At 34.1% G+C, this 18,437-nt stretch carries 21 protein-coding genes; 15 read left to right on the forward strand and 6 right to left on the reverse strand.

All coding sequences use genetic code 11. The features are described 5' to 3' along the window. Positions 1-51: 51 nt before the first annotated feature. Both NST98_RS16900 and NST98_RS16905 read left to right on the forward strand, forming a co-directional pair. A complete protein-coding gene (locus NST98_RS16900) occupies positions 52-234 on the forward strand; it encodes a YjcZ family sporulation protein (protein ID WP_096550527.1) in 183 nt (60 codons plus the stop codon). A gap of 11 nt (positions 235-245) precedes the next feature. Further along, on the forward strand, positions 246-491 hold the full coding sequence (locus NST98_RS16905) for a stage VI sporulation protein F (RefSeq protein ID WP_016838248.1): 246 nt from the start codon (positions 246-248) through the stop codon (positions 489-491). 242 nt (positions 492-733) lie between these two features. Here the strand turns inward: NST98_RS16905 and NST98_RS16910 are convergent, their stop codons facing one another. Both NST98_RS16910 and NST98_RS16915 read right to left on the reverse strand, forming a co-directional pair. After that, entirely contained in the window at positions 734-1,249 is a 516-nt protein-coding gene (locus tag NST98_RS16910) for a 2'-5' RNA ligase family protein (protein WP_016838249.1), read from the reverse strand. Between the two features lie 67 nt (positions 1,250-1,316). After that, entirely contained in the window at positions 1,317-2,042 is a 726-nt protein-coding gene (locus NST98_RS16915; protein WP_016838250.1) for an alpha/beta hydrolase, read from the reverse strand. 127 nt (positions 2,043-2,169) lie between these two features. On the opposite strand from NST98_RS16915, the gene NST98_RS16920 reads away from it, so the two are divergent. Continuing rightward, entirely contained in the window at positions 2,170-2,760 is a 591-nt protein-coding gene (locus tag NST98_RS16920; protein WP_096550529.1) for a phosphatidylglycerophosphatase A family protein, read from the forward strand. A 461-nt stretch (positions 2,761-3,221) separates the two neighbouring features. Then, complete coding sequence (locus NST98_RS16925) at positions 3,222-3,365, forward strand: hypothetical protein (protein ID WP_172597780.1); 144 nt, start codon at positions 3,222-3,224, stop codon at positions 3,363-3,365. An 87-nt stretch (positions 3,366-3,452) separates the two neighbouring features. Here NST98_RS16925 and NST98_RS16930 read toward each other — a convergent pair whose 3' ends face one another. Continuing rightward, positions 3,453-3,617, reverse strand: a complete 165-nt coding sequence (locus tag NST98_RS16930; RefSeq protein WP_016838252.1) for a hypothetical protein — start codon at positions 3,615-3,617, stop codon at positions 3,453-3,455. A gap of 141 nt (positions 3,618-3,758) precedes the next feature. Here NST98_RS16930 and NST98_RS16935 point away from each other — a divergent pair, with 141 nt between their 5' ends. From NST98_RS16935 to NST98_RS16970, 8 genes are all read left to right on the forward strand, one after another. Next, positions 3,759-5,147: an aldehyde dehydrogenase gene (locus NST98_RS16935; RefSeq protein WP_340704329.1), complete on the forward strand. Its 1,389-nt coding sequence runs from the start codon at positions 3,759-3,761 to the stop codon at positions 5,145-5,147. 262 nt (positions 5,148-5,409) lie between these two features. Continuing rightward, entirely contained in the window at positions 5,410-6,882 is a 1,473-nt protein-coding gene (locus NST98_RS16940; RefSeq protein ID WP_339288982.1) for a UDP-N-acetylmuramoyl-L-alanyl-D-glutamate--2,6-diaminopimelate ligase, read from the forward strand. A 188-nt stretch (positions 6,883-7,070) separates the two neighbouring features. After that, a complete protein-coding gene (locus NST98_RS16945) occupies positions 7,071-8,648 on the forward strand; it encodes a peptide chain release factor 3 (RefSeq protein WP_340715616.1) in 1,578 nt (525 codons plus the stop codon). Between the two features lie 299 nt (positions 8,649-8,947). Continuing rightward, positions 8,948-10,033, forward strand: coding sequence for an SDR family oxidoreductase (locus NST98_RS16950; RefSeq protein WP_016838256.1), 1,086 nt, complete (start codon positions 8,948-8,950; stop codon positions 10,031-10,033). 289 nt (positions 10,034-10,322) lie between these two features. After that, complete coding sequence (locus tag NST98_RS16955; protein ID WP_340715617.1) at positions 10,323-11,093, forward strand: TerC family protein; 771 nt, start codon at positions 10,323-10,325, stop codon at positions 11,091-11,093. A 101-nt stretch (positions 11,094-11,194) separates the two neighbouring features. Beyond that, complete coding sequence (locus NST98_RS16960; protein WP_340715618.1) at positions 11,195-12,544, forward strand: TrkH family potassium uptake protein; 1,350 nt, start codon at positions 11,195-11,197, stop codon at positions 12,542-12,544. 567 nt (positions 12,545-13,111) lie between these two features. After that, entirely contained in the window at positions 13,112-14,563 is a 1,452-nt protein-coding gene (locus tag NST98_RS16965; RefSeq protein WP_340715619.1) for a PAS domain-containing sensor histidine kinase, read from the forward strand. Between the two features lie 89 nt (positions 14,564-14,652). After that, positions 14,653-15,084 (forward strand): MarR family transcriptional regulator, encoded by a 432-nt coding sequence (locus NST98_RS16970; RefSeq protein ID WP_172597915.1) that lies wholly within the window; start codon positions 14,653-14,655, stop codon positions 15,082-15,084. A 109-nt stretch (positions 15,085-15,193) separates the two neighbouring features. On the opposite strand, the gene NST98_RS16975 is transcribed toward NST98_RS16970, so the two are convergent. The 3 genes from NST98_RS16975 to NST98_RS16985 all read right to left on the reverse strand — a co-directional run bounded on the left by NST98_RS16975 (position 15,194) and on the right by NST98_RS16985 (position 16,790). After that, a complete protein-coding gene (locus tag NST98_RS16975; RefSeq protein ID WP_340715620.1) occupies positions 15,194-15,841 on the reverse strand; it encodes a hypothetical protein in 648 nt (215 codons plus the stop codon). 57 nt (positions 15,842-15,898) lie between these two features. Beyond that, positions 15,899-16,516, reverse strand: coding sequence for a CPBP family intramembrane glutamic endopeptidase (locus NST98_RS16980; protein WP_016838262.1), 618 nt, complete (start codon positions 16,514-16,516; stop codon positions 15,899-15,901). Positions 16,517-16,595: 79 nt separating this feature from the next. After that, a complete protein-coding gene (locus NST98_RS16985) occupies positions 16,596-16,790 on the reverse strand; it encodes a YkvS family protein (RefSeq protein WP_016838263.1) in 195 nt (64 codons plus the stop codon). A 114-nt stretch (positions 16,791-16,904) separates the two neighbouring features. On the opposite strand from NST98_RS16985, the gene NST98_RS16990 reads away from it, so the two are divergent. From NST98_RS16990 to NST98_RS17000, 3 genes are all read left to right on the forward strand, one after another. Then, positions 16,905-17,093: a hypothetical protein gene (locus NST98_RS16990; protein WP_016838264.1), complete on the forward strand. Its 189-nt coding sequence runs from the start codon at positions 16,905-16,907 to the stop codon at positions 17,091-17,093. A 48-nt stretch (positions 17,094-17,141) separates the two neighbouring features. Continuing rightward, positions 17,142-17,312, forward strand: coding sequence for an aspartyl-phosphate phosphatase Spo0E family protein (locus NST98_RS16995; protein ID WP_016838265.1), 171 nt, complete (start codon positions 17,142-17,144; stop codon positions 17,310-17,312). A 231-nt stretch (positions 17,313-17,543) separates the two neighbouring features. Continuing rightward, complete coding sequence (locus NST98_RS17000) at positions 17,544-18,413, forward strand: NAD(P)-dependent oxidoreductase (RefSeq protein ID WP_340715621.1); 870 nt, start codon at positions 17,544-17,546, stop codon at positions 18,411-18,413. Positions 18,414-18,437 lie beyond the last annotated feature (24 nt).

The raw sequence follows: 18,437 nt of genomic DNA on the forward strand, positions 1-18,437 counted from the left end.
ACGTTGTAGCTATGCATACACTACGACTGTATAGAAAGGAGGGGATTTTTTATGTGGAATAAATGTGGATGCCAACAACAATATCAACAAATTATGCCAGCCTATGACTATTGTGCACCCTCATATGTAAGTCCTGCATATTATAAAAGTAAATGTAAATACAACGGTAACATGTTTGTACTACTCGTTGTATTATTCATCTTATTAATAATTGTAGGAGCATGTAAGTGGTAAGGAGGGGAAACATGAATCATTTTTTTAAACAAATTGAAAAAAAGACTGGCGTAAGCATGGAAGAAATATTTGCACTAGCAAATGCGATCCAACATGCGGATTTTACAAATGAAAAGCAAGTGCGTAAAATTGTTCGCCGAGTTAGTCAGTTAGCAAATAAGCCGATTTCTAAGGAATTAGAAGATCAAATTGTGAATTCAATTATAAATAATGGAGAATCATTAGATTTAAGTAGCATTCAAAGAATGTTAGGATAATGTAGAAAGAGGGTGTCTAGAAAGTTTTCGACTTTCCAGACACCCTCACTTCTTATGATTATCTATCTTTGTTTCTGCGGTATTTGAAACAAGTTTCCTCATTGAAAAGGAGAGTTCTCAAAAGGCTTTTCAGAAGGCTCTTACATTTGTATTCATGCAGTTATTTTGAGAAAAGAAAATGAGCGAATTAAAAAACTCGCCCATTGTTAAGCTAAGCTGCTTTTAAGTGTCAATGAATTTGATTATAATTCTCCAGTTAATTTATATGTTTCGTACGTTGTCCAAGACCCATCTTCCAATTGATAAATTAGGTGTATGCGGTCAATTTCTTCCTTTTCATCAATACCAATCATACGCAATTGAGGATAAATATCGTCATGTTCTGTTTCCGTTAAATCACGACCGATTGTAATGTGTGGGATAAACACATGTTTTGGTTCACCAATGTTGATTTCTTTATATAAATCATCGTGAATGTTTTGCAATTGATCCGTTAGCTCAATTTTAAAGTAAATGACGTTCGTTGTTGGAAAGAACGAGCTGACCTTCGATGCGTGTATTTTTAGCGGACCATATTTATTTGTAATGGATTTGATTGTATTTGAAACACTTTCAATTTGTGATTCATCCACTTCAAAGGCTTCTTTTAACGTAATATAAGGGGTAATTTTTGAATAATGGGAATCATATCGTTTGCGATAAGTATTCGCCAAATCTTGCAGTTTTTTTGATGGAAATGCCACAACACTTAACTTCATCCGCTTTCCTCCCTAAAATGCAAATTTTACTTAAGTATAGCAAATAATACCTGGAGAATACATTATTTTATATTCCAAAAGTTTTGCAAAGTGCTCTTCTTAAATCTGGTTTCCAGTATTTCCATGTATGGTTGCCATCAAACTCATCGTAGAATATATTGAGATAATTTTTAGAGTGTAACAATTTATTTAATTCCCGATTAGGTGTTAGGAAATCCTTCACTTCTTTATCAAGTGTTACAACTTCCTTCTCTTGTTTTCCTATAACATGATAAATTGACAACGTATTATGAGTTGGTGCTTCCTCAACTGCTTTTAATACCCATTCATCTACATAAGGTGATTGTAAAATAACTTTGCCAAAAGTATGTGGATATTTGATTGCAGCAAGAAGAGATACAGTTGCTGCCATGGAATCTCCAATTAACCCTCGACTAGCACCAAGCGCTGTTGTTGAAAATTCATTATCAATGAATGGTACTAGCTCATGTGCTAAAAATTTCAAATAAGCAGCATGTTGATCTCCTGTCGGTATGTATTTTCTCTTACGATCTTGTGCATTTTTGTAAGGCACTCCGACGATAATTAAGTTTTCAATTTCATAATTGTCCATTAATTCATCAGCAATACGAGAAATTCCACCTAATTGGAAGTAATCTTTTCCATCTGAAGCAATTAAAATGTTATATTTATAGAGAGGGGTATAATTTCCAGGAGTATATACAAGCAACTCAAAGTGTTCATCTAATGCATTACTATAAAATGGTATTTCTTGAATAGATCCTTTTTCCACCTTTTATCCTCCTTAAAACAGTTGTTCATAATTGTATCATAATTCGAAAATATCGTGTATTATGAAATAAGAGAATATTTAAAATAAGCATTATAAAGGAAAATTCAAATAAAGTGAGGATTCACAAATGCAAGAGAAAAAAAGTCGAGTACATTCGAATTACGTGACGAAAGCAGCTAAGGAAGCATTACAAAGAAGAGGCGTAACAATTGAAGATATAGCTGAAATTGTGTATGAAATGCAGTCACCATATAATCATGGCTTAACTTTAGAACATTGCATTAATTCCGTTGAGCGCGTTATTATGAAGCGGGAAGTTCAACATGCAATACTTGTCGGCATAGAACTAGATGAATTAGCAGAAAAAAAGATGCTTTCAGAACCACTTCAAGCGCTTGTTGAAAATGATGAGGGTTTGTTTGGTGTCGATGAAACGATTGCTTTAGGTTCTGTTTTGACATACGGAAGTATTGCATTAACGACTTATGGTCATTTAGATAAAAATAAAATCGGTATTATTAAAAAGTTAGACACAAAAGCTGGCAAAGGAGTCCATACATTTTTAGATGATTTAGTGGCTAGTATTTCCGCATGTGCTGCGAGCCGTATTGCACATAAAATGCGAGATTTAGAGGAAGAAGGGGAAACATTTCAAGATGTTCCTCCAAAGGAATTAGGACCTGAAGGAGAAATGTTGCCGGTCGATGATGAACCATAATAAACAGGCTGGGGTGAGACATGCCCAGCCTGTTCTTATGTGCGCCCGGCATGTACATGAACTATAGGGTGTAAGTCCCGAACCCCGAAGACAGAAGTAGAGGTTAGCTCAACGCAAGGGTGTCCGTGGTGACGCGGAATCTGAAGGAAGCTGGAGGCAAAACACCGGTCCGAGGAACACGAACCTCATATAAGGCTAGGTATGATTGAGTGAGTTTGCGTAACAAAACAAAGCTCTTTCTGTCGAAGGTCATATCGAGTAAATGAGGCGGATAGATGGTGTGAAAGTGCATGTACTTACCCGGGGAGGTCTGGCGGATAGGTGAAGTTCGCTTCATAACCTACTTAGTGATAAGTAGCTGAACCGTCAGAAGTCAGCAGAGGTCATAGTATTAGTTGGTTTAGAACTACTAAGAAGGACCGAACAATTAAGAGAGAATAGCCCTTGGCATTCAGTGAGTCATGATGAACACAGAAAACGTAGTACCTCACTTGAGGAAGGAAGCGGTGAATCCCGTGGGAGACCTCTTGGAGGGTGGAGTGACCACTGGCATAAGAAGACAAGCTATTCACGGAAGTTATGAAAACTTGCGTCAATTATCTTAATTGAACCGCCGTATACGGAACCGTACGTACGGTGGTGTGAGAGGACGGGAGCTAATCACTCCCTCCTACTCGATTTATTTTAAATGTTTAATTTTCTGTTTCCTCACCAGTATAATTATTTTCCTCTTGTGGTAATTGTTCTTTAAAGTATAAAAACGATTCGTCCTCTAATTGATGAATTTTTTCTTCATTTATTCCGATAGCCAAGGGTCCAGAAAAAATTTCTTCCCACCAATATTCAGTCGAAATCATACATCATTGCCCCCTCTTCAAAAATTCTTGTTAAAGAACCTCCATAGCTAATTTTTAAAAGGAGTTCTTCAATAAGTTGTAGTAATATTACTGTAGTTAGTATGGACTGAAAAAATTAATTTATGTATTCGGGAGGAAATAATGAAATTTGATATATATGATGTGGAAGTAATGATTCGAGAACAAAAGGATTTTTTTTATTCGGGGCAAACAAGGGATATAGAATATCGAAAAAAACAATTACTAAACTTGAGAAATACAATCAAAAAGTATGAAAGTGAAATATTAAAAGCATTAAATTTGGATTTAAGAAAAAGCGAATTCGAAGCTTATTCTAATGAAGTTGGTTTCGTGTTGCACAGCATTCAACATATGATCAAGTCTATCGATGAGTGGGCAAAACCTGTGGAAGTGAAAACGCCATTCCACTTTCAACCGGCAAAGAGCATGATTATTCGAGAACCATATGGTGTTGTATTGATTATTGGTCCTTTCAACTATCCGTTCCAATTAGTGATGGAGCCGTTAATTGGAGCTATAATTGGTGGAAATACTGCCATTGTAAAACCTTCTGAGTCTGCTATTCATACTGCTCAAATCATTAAAAAAATTATTGAAGAAACCTTTGATTCGCGGTATATACGAGTTGTTGAAGGAGAGAAGGAAGAAGTAAATGCATTGATTCATGCTCCTTTTGATTATATTTTCTTTACAGGCAGCGTCTCGGTCGGAAAAATTGTCATGCGTGCTGCGGCTGAACGGCTTACACCAATTACTCTTGAGTTAGGTGGAAAAAGCCCTACAATAGTAGATAAAAGTGCAAATCTTGATGTTGCAGCAAAACGAATTACATGGGGCAAATTTAACAATGTTGGACAAACTTGCGTCGCACCGGATTATCTTCTAGTCCATTCTTCGATTTATGAAAAATTTATGAAAAAACTAAAGCAAGCAATTGTTAGTTTTTATGGAAAGAATCCTCAATTAAGTAAAGATTACGGACGAATTGTCAATGAACGACACTTTGATCGACTTGCAAAACTTTTACAATCGGAAAAGCACAATGTCACTTTTGGCGGAAGAACGGACAGAAAGGATTTATATATCGAGCCTACCATCATTGAAAATATAAGTTGGCAAAGTCCTGTTATGGAAGATGAAATATTTGGACCGTTATTGCCTGTATTGAAGTACGACGATTTAACAAGAGCAATTGAGCAAATTCGAAAACTTCCAAAACCGTTAGCAGCTTATTTCTTTTCAGAAGACGAAAAACGAATTGATTATTTTTTACAAGAGTTACCTTTTGGTGGAGGTTGTATAAACGATACGGTGACTCACGTAGGCAATATCTATTTACCTTTCGGAGGCGTAGGCACTTCTGGAATGAACAGTTACCATGGAAAAGCGAGTTTTGAAACGTTTACCCATGCAAAATCGATTTTGAAGCGTTCATCTAAATTTGCTAATAACTTATTATTTCCACCATATAAACAAAAAGTGAAATTAGTTCGAAAAATCCTGAAATAAATTGAATTATTCAATTGTGGTAAATGAAAAAAGAAGAATTATTTCATAGCGTATTTATTTTGAAAAAATCGGCTTTTGTTGTCAAAATTCGACATAATTCTAAAAAATTCGTATTTCAAAAATTACTTTTGTCGAATATTATCTATTTTTGATATGATTATTATCATTAAAGAAAATGTTTATTAATAACAATATACACCGTTGCTACATAGAAAAGTGAGTTTATATCGTAACTTACCATTGGATATACGGAGGAAGAAAAATGATTACAGAAGAATTATTGAGCGTCATACCACTAAAACAAGTAATTGGACAATTGCCAAATACTATTAAGGATATTTCCAACGATTCAAGAAGTGTGCAACCAAAAAGTTTATTTATTTGTATTAAAGGTTACACGGTAGACGGTCATGATTTTGCTCAAGATGCAGTGAATCAAGGTGCGACGGTTGTGATTGCAGAACGACCGTTGCAATTAGAAGGGAATGTGGCGCAAGTAATTGTACCGGATACGGAGAGGACATTAGGACTCATTGCCGCTAAATTTTTTGATTATCCTTCAAAAGATTTAACGATGATTGGTGTCACTGGAACAAATGGAAAAACAAGCGTTTCAAACATCATTCATCAAATGTACGTGGGTATAGGAGAAAAATCTGCTTTATCGGGAACTATTGGCTTTAATTTGAATGGTGTTCTGTATGAAACAGCGAATACGACAAGCGATGCTTTAAACACTCAACAAATGATATTCCGTGCGAAGATGGAAGGTTGCCACACGATGGTCATGGAAGTTTCATCTCACGGACTATCATTAGGAAGACTTGCGGGTGTGGATTTTGATGTGGCTGTATTTACAAATTTAACCCATGACCATTTAGATTTCCATGGAACAATGGAGGAGTATGGTTACGCAAAAGGGCTATTATTTTCACAATTAGGACAAGATTTGACAAAAAATAAAACAGTTGTATTAAATGCGGATGATCCTTGGTCTAAAAAGTATGCAACTATGACACCGTTTCCAATTTGGACATATGGGTTAAAAAATGATGCTCATTTCCGGGCTGAAAATTGCGAGTATAATGATGAAAGCACTTCCTTTGACATGATTACACCAGAAGGAAAATTCCCTGTTACAATGCAATTACTAGGGGAGTTTAATGTTTATAATGTTTTAGCTGCTGCAGCTGTTTTATATGCTCGGGGGTATCCGATTGACATCATCATCGAGCAAATTGAAGATTTAGTACCGATTCGAGGTCGCATGCAAAAGGTTAAAACAGATTTACCACTACATATTTTTATTGATTATGCCCATACGCCAGATGCGATTGAAAAAGCAATTGAAGCGGCAATGCCTTTTAAAAAGCCAGAAAATAAACTCATCTTCCTTGTGGGGACTGGTGGAAATCGAGATAAATCAAAACGTCCAACAATGGCTGAAAAAGCATCCAAAGCTGATTATGTTGTTTTAACAACGGATGATCCACGTTTTGAAGATTATGAAAGTATTACAGGGGATTTAGCGAAAGGAATGCTTCATGAGAATTATGCTTGTATTGGCGATCGGGCAGAAGCGGTGCGCCATGCAGTATCTGTTGCTAATCCTGGAGATATTATCATTTTTGCTGGAAAGGGTCATGAAGACTATCAAATAATAGGTAATAAAAAGTACCCGCATAGTGATGCTGATATTGCATTAGAAGCTGCGAAATTAAAATTCGTAAAATAATATTATGAAAATATAGCCGTCTCAAATAATTGAGGGACGGCTAAAATTATGATGATAAGAAAAGTTATTGTTATGTAAGAGATTCCGTTGTTAATTTATAGAAGGCTATTCATGAAAATCAGAAAATGGTTGTCGGAATAGGGGAAATTCTTTTATTATTGTTTACGTAGAAAAAGGAGACGTAGAAAATGACTACAAAATTAGAACAAGAAATTTTATCTCGTCGTACATTTGCCATCATTTCCCACCCGGATGCAGGGAAGACGACGATGACTGAAAAATTATTGCTATTTGGTGGGGCCATTCGAGCTGCTGGAACAGTAAAAGGGAAAAAAACTGGAAAATTTGCAACGAGTGACTGGATGGAAATTGAAAAACAACGGGGGATTTCTGTTACATCATCCGTATTGCAATTTGATTATGATGGATATCGAGTGAATATTTTAGACACCCCAGGACACCAAGACTTTTCAGAGGATACGTATCGTACATTAATGGCAGTGGATAGTGCTGTCATGGTCATCGATGCAGCAAAAGGGATTGAAGCACAAACAATTAAATTATTCAAAGTTTGTCGTATGCGCGGAATTCCAATTTTTACATTCATTAATAAATTGGATCGCCAAGGAAAAGAGCCGCTAGAATTAATTCAAGAAATTGAAGAAGTGCTTGAAATCCAAGCCTATCCAATGAACTGGCCAATCGGTATGGGGAAAGAGTTCCTCGGTATTTACGACCGCTTCCATCGACGCATTGAGCAATTCAGAGTAGATGAGAAGGATCGTTTTTTACCATTAGATGAAAATGGAGAATTAGCTGTTGATCATCCAATGAAGGAAACTTCATATTATACACAAGCAATGGATGATATTCATTTATTAGATGAAGCAGGTAACGAATTTTCTGAAGAAGAAATTCGCCGCGGTGAATTAACACCTGTCTTTTTCGGTTCTGCATTAACAAACTTTGGCGTTCAAACTTTTTTAGAAACCTATTTACAGTTTGCACCATCTCCACAACCTAGATTAACTGAAGACGAACAATTGATTGATCCAGTTTCACATGAAGAACTTTCCGGATTTGTGTTTAAAATTCAAGCAAATATGAATCCAGCCCATCGAGATCGGATTGCCTTTGTTCGCATTGTATCTGGGAAGTTTGAACGAGGAATGAATGTTACTTTAGCTCGTACAGGCAAAACGTTTAAAGTGACCCAATCCACACAATTTTTAGCTGAAACTCGTGAAACCGTTGCCGAAGCGGTAGCGGGAGATATCATTGGTCTATATGATACGGGAACATATCAAATTGGTGATACGATTGTTGGTGGAAAGAAAATATTCCAATTTGAAAAACTCCCACAATTTACACCGGAATTGTTTGTCAAAGTAAGTGCAAAAAACGTAATGAAATCCAAACAGTTCCATAAAGGAATTCTTCAACTTGTACAAGAAGGAGCCATTCAATATTATAAAACGTTACACACGGAAGAGATTATGCTTGGTGCGGTTGGTCAATTGCAGTTTGAAGTATTTGAACATCGAATGAAGCATGAATATAATGTGGAAGTCGTAATGCAACCAATCGGATCTAAGATTGCCCGTTGGATTAAAAATGAAAATGAGGTAAAAGAATCAATGTCTTCATCCCGTTCTATGCTCGTAAAAGACCGTTTCGACAATCTTGTCTTTTTATTTGAAAATGAATTTGCAATGCGTTGGTTTTCAGAGAAAAACGAGCATATTCAATTATATAGTTTGCTTTAAGTTGTTTAGTTGTATAAGTAATGCAAGAATACAAGTTTACGAATAATAAGCGTGTAGGAAGAGAGCGAGGAGTTTTCCTTTCGCTCTTTTTCTTTTTTGCAATCTTTCTACATTATTCTTTTCGATTTTGGCTTGTAGATTGACAATGATGCTGACAGCTTTAACTATTAACGAAGTGTAAGAAACGGTATTGTATAATATGCAATTACAAATTTGTAATACAGTATATGAAAGAAAGGAATACGGATTTTTATCAAGAATAATTGATAAAAGGAAAAAGGGGAATGGAGGAATTGGCGATGGCAGTTCACTTTTTTACAGGTTTTCCTGGATTTATAACGAGACAATTGATTGGAGAATTGTTCCAAAAAAACATAACGGACTCCGTGTATGTTCTTGTGTTAAGAACGGAAATGAAGAAAGCGGAAAAAGTACGTGAAAAAATTTTAGAAACTTATCCTGGAAGAAGGATTGAAATCATCGAAGGGGATATTACAGTACCAAAACTAAATTTAAAGGAAGAGACAATCAATCGAATTGCAAAGGAAGTTCGCTATTTTTGGCATTTAGCGGCAATCTATGATTTGGCAGTTCCTCGAGATGTGGCGTGGACAATCAATGTGCTAGGGACTTCCCATGTAAACGATTTTGTCAAATCATTACCTCATTTAAAACGATATATGTATTTTAGCACTGCTTATGTAGCAGGGAGAAGAGAAGGAGTAATTCTTGAGAAGGAGTTAATTCGTCCAAAAGAATTCAAAAACTATTATGAAGAAACAAAATTTGAAGCGGAGCTGCTTGTGAAAAATTTAATTGGAGAAATTCCTCTAACTATCATTCGTCCAGGCATTGTGAAAGGACATTCGATTACAGGAGAGACCAATAAATTTGACGGTCCATATTTCTTTTTAAATATGATTGATTGTTTGAGTTTTTTACCTTTCATTCCTTACATCGGAAAATCGGATACACATATTAACGTAGTACCCATAGACTATATAACAGAAGCGGCTATTTTCCTCTGTGAAGAGGAAGAGGCGATTGGCAAGACGGTCCATTTAACGGATCCCAATCCCCATCCTGTTCAAGAAGTATATCGGGCGATGGTTAAGGAAATGACAGGAAAATTTCCAAAAGGGAGAATTCCACTTTCAATAGCGAAGAAATTTTTGCAATTAAAAAAGGTTCGAACAATACTTGGTGTGGAAAAGGAAACGCTTGATTATTTGACATGGAATGCAACCTTTGATTGTTCGATAGCAAAAGAACTTTTATCAAAAGGGAATATCAGTTGTCCGGATTTCATAGCAACCATTCCCTCAATGGTTCAATTTTATAAGAAAAATAAAAATAACCAACAATTTCATATTCCAATAAAATAAATTCATTGCAAATATAATATTCTATTGCTATACTTATCCTATAGAAAATCGAACAACCATTGACATTGTCAAAGGGGAGTAGCTATAAGTATTTAGCGTGACTAAATACTTACTTCATATTCGTCACTACATGGCAATTGCCATCGGATATGAAAGCAAACTTATTCAATTTGCTTAGCAAGACCTTTGCCTAATTAGGCAAAGGTCTTTTCGTTTGCTTAAAATTAGAGTTCCTTGACTAGTAAAACAGTTACAAGTTGGGCATAAAAAATTTAAGGAGGAATTATTAGTGGAAGCAATTATTTTGGAATATTTGTGGGTCTTAGTCGTTCTCGTCGTTTTAGAAGGGCTATTGGCTGCAGATAACGCGGTTGTAATGGCCGTTATGGTAAAACATTTACCACCAGATAAACAGAAAAAAGCGCTATTTTACGGATTATTTGGTGCGTTCATCTTCCGCTTTACAGCATTATTCTTAATTACAATATTAGTGAATTATTGGCAAATTCAGGCGATTGGTGCAGCTTATTTATTGTTTATTGCCATTAAAAATATTTACGAGAAGAAATTTAAGAATGAAAAAGAGAAGATAGATGAACATCTACAAAAAGGCAAAGGCTTTTGGGTAACTGTATTAAAAGTAGAAATTGCAGATATCGCCTTTGCGGTAGATTCAATGCTTGCTGCTGTTGCAATTGCAGTAACTTTACCAGAAGTTGGTGACTTCCATATCGGTGGCATTAACGGAGGACAATTTGCTGTTATGTTCTTCGGTGGTGTTATTGGCTTGATTTTAATGCGATTTGCAGCGCAAGCCTTTGTGAAAATATTAAATAAATATCCTGAACTTGAAACTGCTGCCTTTTTAATTGTAGGATGGGTCGGAGTGAAGTTAGTGGTGTTAACATTATCGCATCAAAAAGTTGGCATATTGCCACATGAATTCCCGCATTCAACCCCTTGGGAACTTACTTTCTGGGGCGTTTTATTAGCCATTGCAATTGGTGGATGGTTTGTTAGCATGGTAAAAAATAAAAAACAAAAAACAAAAGAAATTTAAAGTAAGGAAGGAGCAGTTTTAGCAGCTGTTCCTCTTTATTTTATATAAAATTTTTCTTATACTAATAAAAAGTTTATTCGACAATAAAGAGGGCGAAATGAATGGCAAATATGTCCGAGAGAATAAAAAATATAACGCCATTTCAACTGCTAGTATCATTTTATTTTATCGCTATATTAATATCATTTTTGTTATTACGAATCCCTGCTGTCTATAAAGATGGAAAAGAAGTATCAATTATTGATACGCTGTTTACTGCTGTCAGCGCAATCAGTGTTACAGGATTGACGGTGTTCGATATTTCGGAAACTTTCACTAATTTTGGAATGATTGTTTTATTGATTATTCTTCAATTAGGTGCGATTGGTGTTATGTCTATCGGCACCTTTATCTGGTTATTGATAGGGAAAAGAATCGGGATGCGGGAAAGACAGTTGATTATGATTGATTTTAATCAACATCATCTTGCAGGGGTTGTTCGGTTACTGAAAGAAATTGTGAAAATTTTATTTATTATTGAAGCATTAGGGGCACTTATTTTAAGCGTTCATTTTAAAAGGTATTTTGAGTCATGGTCAGAGGCCTTTAAACATGGCATTTTTGCTTCAATTTCTGCTACGACGAATAGCGGCTTTGATATTACGGGTCATAGCTTTGAACCATTTTATTCCGATTATTTTGTTCAATTTATTACGATGATATTAATCGTACTCGGAGCCATTGGATTCCCGGTATTAGTGGAATTGAAACATTTTTTAATGAAAAAGAATCCCGCATTTCGCTTTAGTTTGTTTACTAAAATTACGACCGTAACGTATGGGGGATTGTTTATATTAGGTACACTTGTTGTCTTATTTATTGAATCATTTCATTCTTTAAAAGGTATATCGTGGCATGAAAAAATTTTTGTTGCTATGTTTCACTCTGTTTCTACACGATCAGCTGGTTTAACGACAATGGATATCGGGATGTTTAATGAGGCGACAAATATCTTTCTTAGTTTTTTAATGTTTGTCGGTTCTTCGCCAAGTTCTGTTGGTGGGGGTATTCGAACTACCACATTTGCAATAGCTATATTATTTTTAATTAATTTCGCAAATGGAAGAAAAGAAATTCAAGTGTTTGGTCGAGAAATTTGTATGGATGATATTTTGAGATCCTTTGTAGTCATCATTTTAGCTTTCTTTATGGTCATGATCTCGACGATGATATTGGTAGTGACGGAACCCCATGGAACTGCTACACAAATTATTTTCGAAATAACATCTGCATTCGGAACATGTGGCATGTCTCTTGGACTTACTGAAAAATTATCAACTGCAGGGAAATTGGTCATTATGACCCTCATGTTCATAGGAAGAGTCGGGTTGATTTCATTTTTATTTACTTTGGGAGGAAAGGCCCAAACTCCAAAATATCGGTACCCAGAAGAACGAATAATTATTGGATAATGAGTTGAACAAGTGAATAAACTAAAAAAATTCACCATTTTTAAAATGAAAGTGGTGAATTTTTTTTCAATAATTATTATTAAAGAGTATAAAAGCTAATATGCCATTTTGTTCAGCAAAATACCAAATTGGGTGACTAAATGATAAGTCGAATTGACCATTTTTTTCTTTCTATGCTGTCGTATTAGAAGTTATTATTAAAACTTTTCTGAAAAATATGAATATCCTTGTCCTTTTTGTCATATGTTTTGTAAAAAAAGGTTTTTTCAAAAAAATATAAGAATATACAAAATAAGGGAAGTAGTAATTAGTAATCTATTATAATCGAATAAGTGAATTAATAATAGAACCAAATTACTTAAAAAAATGCAAAATTGATATCCGGTATTGGTTAAAATTAGAAAATAGATATATTATACCCATTTTATTCTGAATTGTTTTATGAAATAATTTTGTACAAAATTTAAATTAAGAAAATTTTATAAAATTAAAAATTAGCAAATTATATATAGATAGAAAAGATAATAAGAGAAATTTAAGATTGAGGGGAAGGATTGGTGTATTTTAATGAAAAGTGCCACAATGTTGCCTTTTTTGGAAGAATTAGTCCAATATGATAATGATCCAGTGCTTATTTTAGACACCTCATGTAAAATTGAGTCAATCAATCAAAAAGCAGCCGAATTGTTGAACTTAGCTGTGGAGGTTGGGAAGCCCCTTTCCATGGATAAACTATCTCAATCACGTTGGTATTCATTTTTAAAAAGAATTAGACAAGAGAGTTTTTCCTTCTCTTCATTTAAAATTAAAAATAAGGATTCATCTTTTAAGGAAATTAAAGTTTTGGGAATGTTTATCCAAAAGGAGAATTTAGTATTTTTAAAAATATTAAGTGATGATGAAAAAAAGAAGTTTCAAGTGAGCAGTAGAGGTTTTCTTAATGATTTGCCTTATGGCATCATATTCTTCAAAGAAGATCAGATTTTTGAAATAAATTCTCAAGCGGTTGAATTATTAAAGATTGATGTTGAAAAAGGTTTAAACTTGTCACTGGAATCTTTTCTCTCAAAATATCATGACTATAAAAATAATAAATTACAATTCCTGTCTGATTTAAAAAAATATGGACAAGCAACGTTGGAAATTTCCCATTTAAATAATGAAGAAGAGGTTTATTTAACACTAAACTGCAAATACAATTATTATTTAGATATGTATGTAATGACAGTTATTGATAATACGGAAAATGTAAAACTAAAGCAAAATATGAGAGATTTAGAACGGTTAAGTAATATGGGTAGGATGTCGGCAAGCATTACCCATGAAATAAAAAATCTTGTAACATCATTGAAGGGTTTTGTTGAATTGTTGAAAGATAATACAACCGAAGAAGGAAAAAAATATTTACATGTAATGGAATCTGAAATGGAAAGAATGGAATCCATTCTTTCAGAATTGCTTTATTTGTCAAAACCAAGTAAGGCCATTGAGGAAAAGGTATCGCTTTTACAAATTTTGAAAGAAGTTGTTCAAATAATGCAACCACATGCATACTCGAACAATGTGATTATTCAATTAAATTCTGAAGACAATTGCAATTCCACGATATTGGGGAATGTCAATCAGTTAAAACAAGTGTTCATTAATTTAGTGAAAAATGCCATTGAAGTAATGAAAAAAGGTGGAACGATTACAATTGAATTAAAGGATGTCCACAATAAAATTCAAGTTTCGGTACAAGATGAAGGGATAGGAATTCCTGAAGAAAATTTAAGCAAGTTATTTACGCCATTTTTTACAACAAAGGAACAAGGAACAGGATTAGGTCTATGTCTTGTAAAAAAAGTGGTAGATGAACATCAAGGGAAGATTGTTGTGAAAAGTACTGTCGGTGTAGGATCTACGTTTATTTTAGAATTTCCAAATTATACCGAGGGTTATACTAAGATTTATTACAACGACAGCCAACTGAAAAAATGGTTGACTACCCAGGAAGTTAATTCATTACCAGTTGTATAGGCACGACTTTGACAAATCTTCTCTCAAATAGATATAATGCTTTTATATAGATAGAAAAAAGAGGATGATTTGTCTTGCCGTCAAATGAGATGAAACAATCGTTAAAATTGTATATTGTGTTATCAAGAGCAAATAAAGCGATTAATGAAGTGACAAATCAGTTTTTTCAACAAAAAGGTTTAAATCCAACTGAATTTGCTGTGTTGGAATTGTTATATCATAAGGGAAGACAACCTTTACAAAAAATTGGAAGTAAAATTTTGTTAGCAAGTGGGTCTATCACATATGTTGTTGATAAACTTGAAAAAAGAGGTTTGATTAAACGGGTATCTTGTCCTTCTGATAGGAGAGTCACATATGCAGAGATAACTGAAGAAGGCGATAAATTTATGGAAGAAATATTTCCAGAGCATGAGAAAAATTTACATGAATTGATGAACGCGTTAACACCAAGTGAAAAAGAAATAGCAATCGAATTGTTGAAAAAATTAGGTTTATCGATTAAAGATTTGTCTTATTAAAAACGAGCTGTTCGCTAAGACGAACAGCTCGTTTGAATTGTATAATTAACTTCAAAAAATTTTTTATTTTATTGTAATATTATCCTCCACCTAATTTTAGAGAGATAAGTTATTTTTCTTCAATTGTTAACCCCATTTTGATGAGTGCGTCTTTTAAATCGTAATCTTTTTGATCAAAAACAGATAAACGAACTAGAATATTATTTTTTTCGTAAACGATTCCAACGACTTCATCATTTTCAATGGTAGTTATAAATGCAACAAAATTAGTAATTTCCGGATGTTTATTAACCGCTTCAGTAATATCCAATGGTTTGTATTCGTTGATGGCTGCCATCCATTCTTCTGTACTTTTTACGAGATGATCATATGATGAAGCATTTTTTGGAAACACTTCAATACGCATGGAGATGGCATCATTATCTTGGAGAAAAAGAACTTCTTTTCCTGGTTCTTCTTTTGTGAGTTCATACCCTTCTAAAATTTGTATTGTATAATTTTCTTCTTCTACAACTGCGGTTTCATGAGTATACACTTCACCTTTTGATGTGTATTCAATTTTATTTTCAGGCTGATTTGTTTCTTCGTCTTGTGCTCCATTCTCTGTTGTCTCTTCATCTTCAACATTTTCTATTTCCTTTTCCGAATCTGCTGTTGTTTGATCTGACTCCGTATTTTGTCCATTTGTTGTTCCACAAGCAGCGAGAAGGAACATTAATAGAGTTACTGAAATAAATAGTTGTAGTTTCTTTTTCATTTTACTCTACCTCCTTTTTGATTAAACGAATATGGAACGAAGGAAGTTTCATTTTTTTTAATAATGAATAAAAGGCAATATTAAAAATAACAGCAAAACAAAAACTTCATGCGCAACGATGACTAATGGCATACTTTTCTTCCATTCGTATAAAAACCCAAATATTAGGGATATAATGAATGCGCAAATGACACCATGGATAAAACCGCTCAATGATATTGCCAATGCAAATAATAAGCTAGTCATGATGCAAGCAATTACTGGAGAAACATATTGTTTGAGTGCATGTTGAACGTAGCCGCGCCAAAACAATTCTTCACCGACGACAATGATAAAAATGAGCAATAAATAATGCCAAATATTATTCGGACCATATGTTTCTAAAAATTTGCGAATCGTTTTTATTGAACTACTGTCTGTAAACTTAAGCAACATATAACCAAGTCGGATGATGCCATAAGTAATTGTGCCGAATCCGATACCAAATAGGATATATTTCCAAGTTGGGAGTTCATCTTTGAATTTCCCAAAAAGGATGGAGATTGCAGTACCGACGAGGAGAGTAAAAGTATATAAATGCCAGAAGATTTTTTTTACTTCGAAGGAACAATACATACTTATAAAGATGAAAGCAAGCGAGAGAAGGAGTACAATCATTTGTTTTGAAAATTTCATGTTACTTGCCTCCTTTGTTATCATAATATCAAAAAAAACTCCCCCTATCATCAATTACAAATGAAAAGGGGAAGTTTTTTTATTTAAAATCATTTACTGACTTTACGATTTTATAACGTTTATGATTAACGACGGTTTTTTCTTCCAAATCTAAGTCACGATAGTTCGACATAATTGTTAAATCAACAATTACTGAATTATCATTGACTTTTTCAACCATTCCGCGAAGTCCATCCTTAAATTCAATAATATCTCCCACTTCTGCTATTTTCATTGGCGTGCCCCTCCTCTATCAGTTACTATGAAGTTAGTTTGCATGATAATAGAACAAATGTAAAGTGATTTTAGAATAATTTCGAAAATATAAGAAGTAGGAGGTAAAATATTTATGAATAACTACAAAGATATGATTGAAAAGTTAAAAAATGGGGAAATAAAAAGTATAGAAATTACAAAAGAGGAATTTTTGCAGTTTCGTGAAGTGCTTGTGAATGATGAAAAGTTTAAACATTTTAGAGGTGAAGCAAAACAAGGTGGAAGGGTCATTTATACTTATTCAGATACACCGCGTGCATAACAAAAAACTACTTCCACCCATTTCTATATGAAAGAGGGGATTAGAAGTATGGATAGATTGAAGCTACATTTGGAGTACGTTCGGGAAAAAATGATTCGTTCAGGTTTAGAAAATGGCCTGCAATCACCAAAAACGATTCGATTAAGTAAACAACTGGACCAGATTTTAAATCAATATCAAAAGCATGAAAAATCCCCATTGATTATTACGAAAAAATAATTTTTTTCAATTTTTTGTTATAAAAAATCATGCAATTGGCAATAGTATTTTTTGAACACAGCAACATTCTCATTTTCCCCCTTTTCAAGCAGCGTATCTTGCTGCTCTTTTTTTGTCTATGTATTAACAATTTTTTTATTACATATCAACAATTGCCCATTTATATGGTACATTACAAGAAAGTGTAAAATATGCATATTTTTAATAATGATACAGGGGTGTTGGGGAATTATGTTTAATAAAAAGATTGCATTTATCGGTACAGGGGTTATGGGAACTAGTATCGTAAAGCATCTATTGAAGGCGGGATACGAAGTCACGATATATAATCGTACGAAGGAAAAAGCAATTCCTTTAATTGACCTTGGAGCTACTTGGGCTGATACACCTGCCCTTGCTTCTGAAAACAAGGATATCATTTTTACAATGGTTGGTTTTCCTAAAGATGTTGAAGATGTGTATTTTGGAGATAATGGCATTTTCAAAACAGCAAAAAAAGGTTCGACTCTCATAGATATGACGACTTCAAAGCCGAGCCTTGCAGAGAAAATATATGAGGCAGCGAAAGAAAAGGGAATAATGAGTCTTGATGCACCGGTGTCTGGGGGAGATATAGGTGCAAGAAATGGTACATTATCCATTATGGTAGGTGGCGATGAAGAAGTTTTTAAAGAAATGTTGCCAATTTTTGAATTATTCGGCTCCAATATTGTTTTTCAAGGAAAAGCTGGCTCTGGTCAACATACAAAAATGTGCAATCAATTATTAATAACGACGAACATGATTGGCGTGTGTGAATCCATTGCATATGGAATGAAGGCAGGATTAGATTTAAATAAAGTGTTAGAGTCGGTTTCATCAGGAGCTGCTGGCTCATGGTCATTATCAAATTTGGGACCACGTATATTAAAAGGCGATCTAGAACCAGGCTTTTATATTAAACATTTTATTAAAGATATGAAAATTGCTTTGGAAGAAGCAGAAAAAATGGAATTAGATTTACCAGGTTTACATTTGGCGAAAGAAATGTATGAGACGTTGTTAAACAAAGGGTATGGTGATTTGGGAACTCAAGCGTTAATTAAATACTACAATGTCTGAGTGGCAATTTTAAACTGATAGGGG

This window comes from Ureibacillus sp. FSL W8-0352 (assembly GCF_038004345.1).
Lineage (GTDB): Bacteria > Bacillota > Bacilli > Bacillales_A > Planococcaceae > Ureibacillus > Ureibacillus thermosphaericus.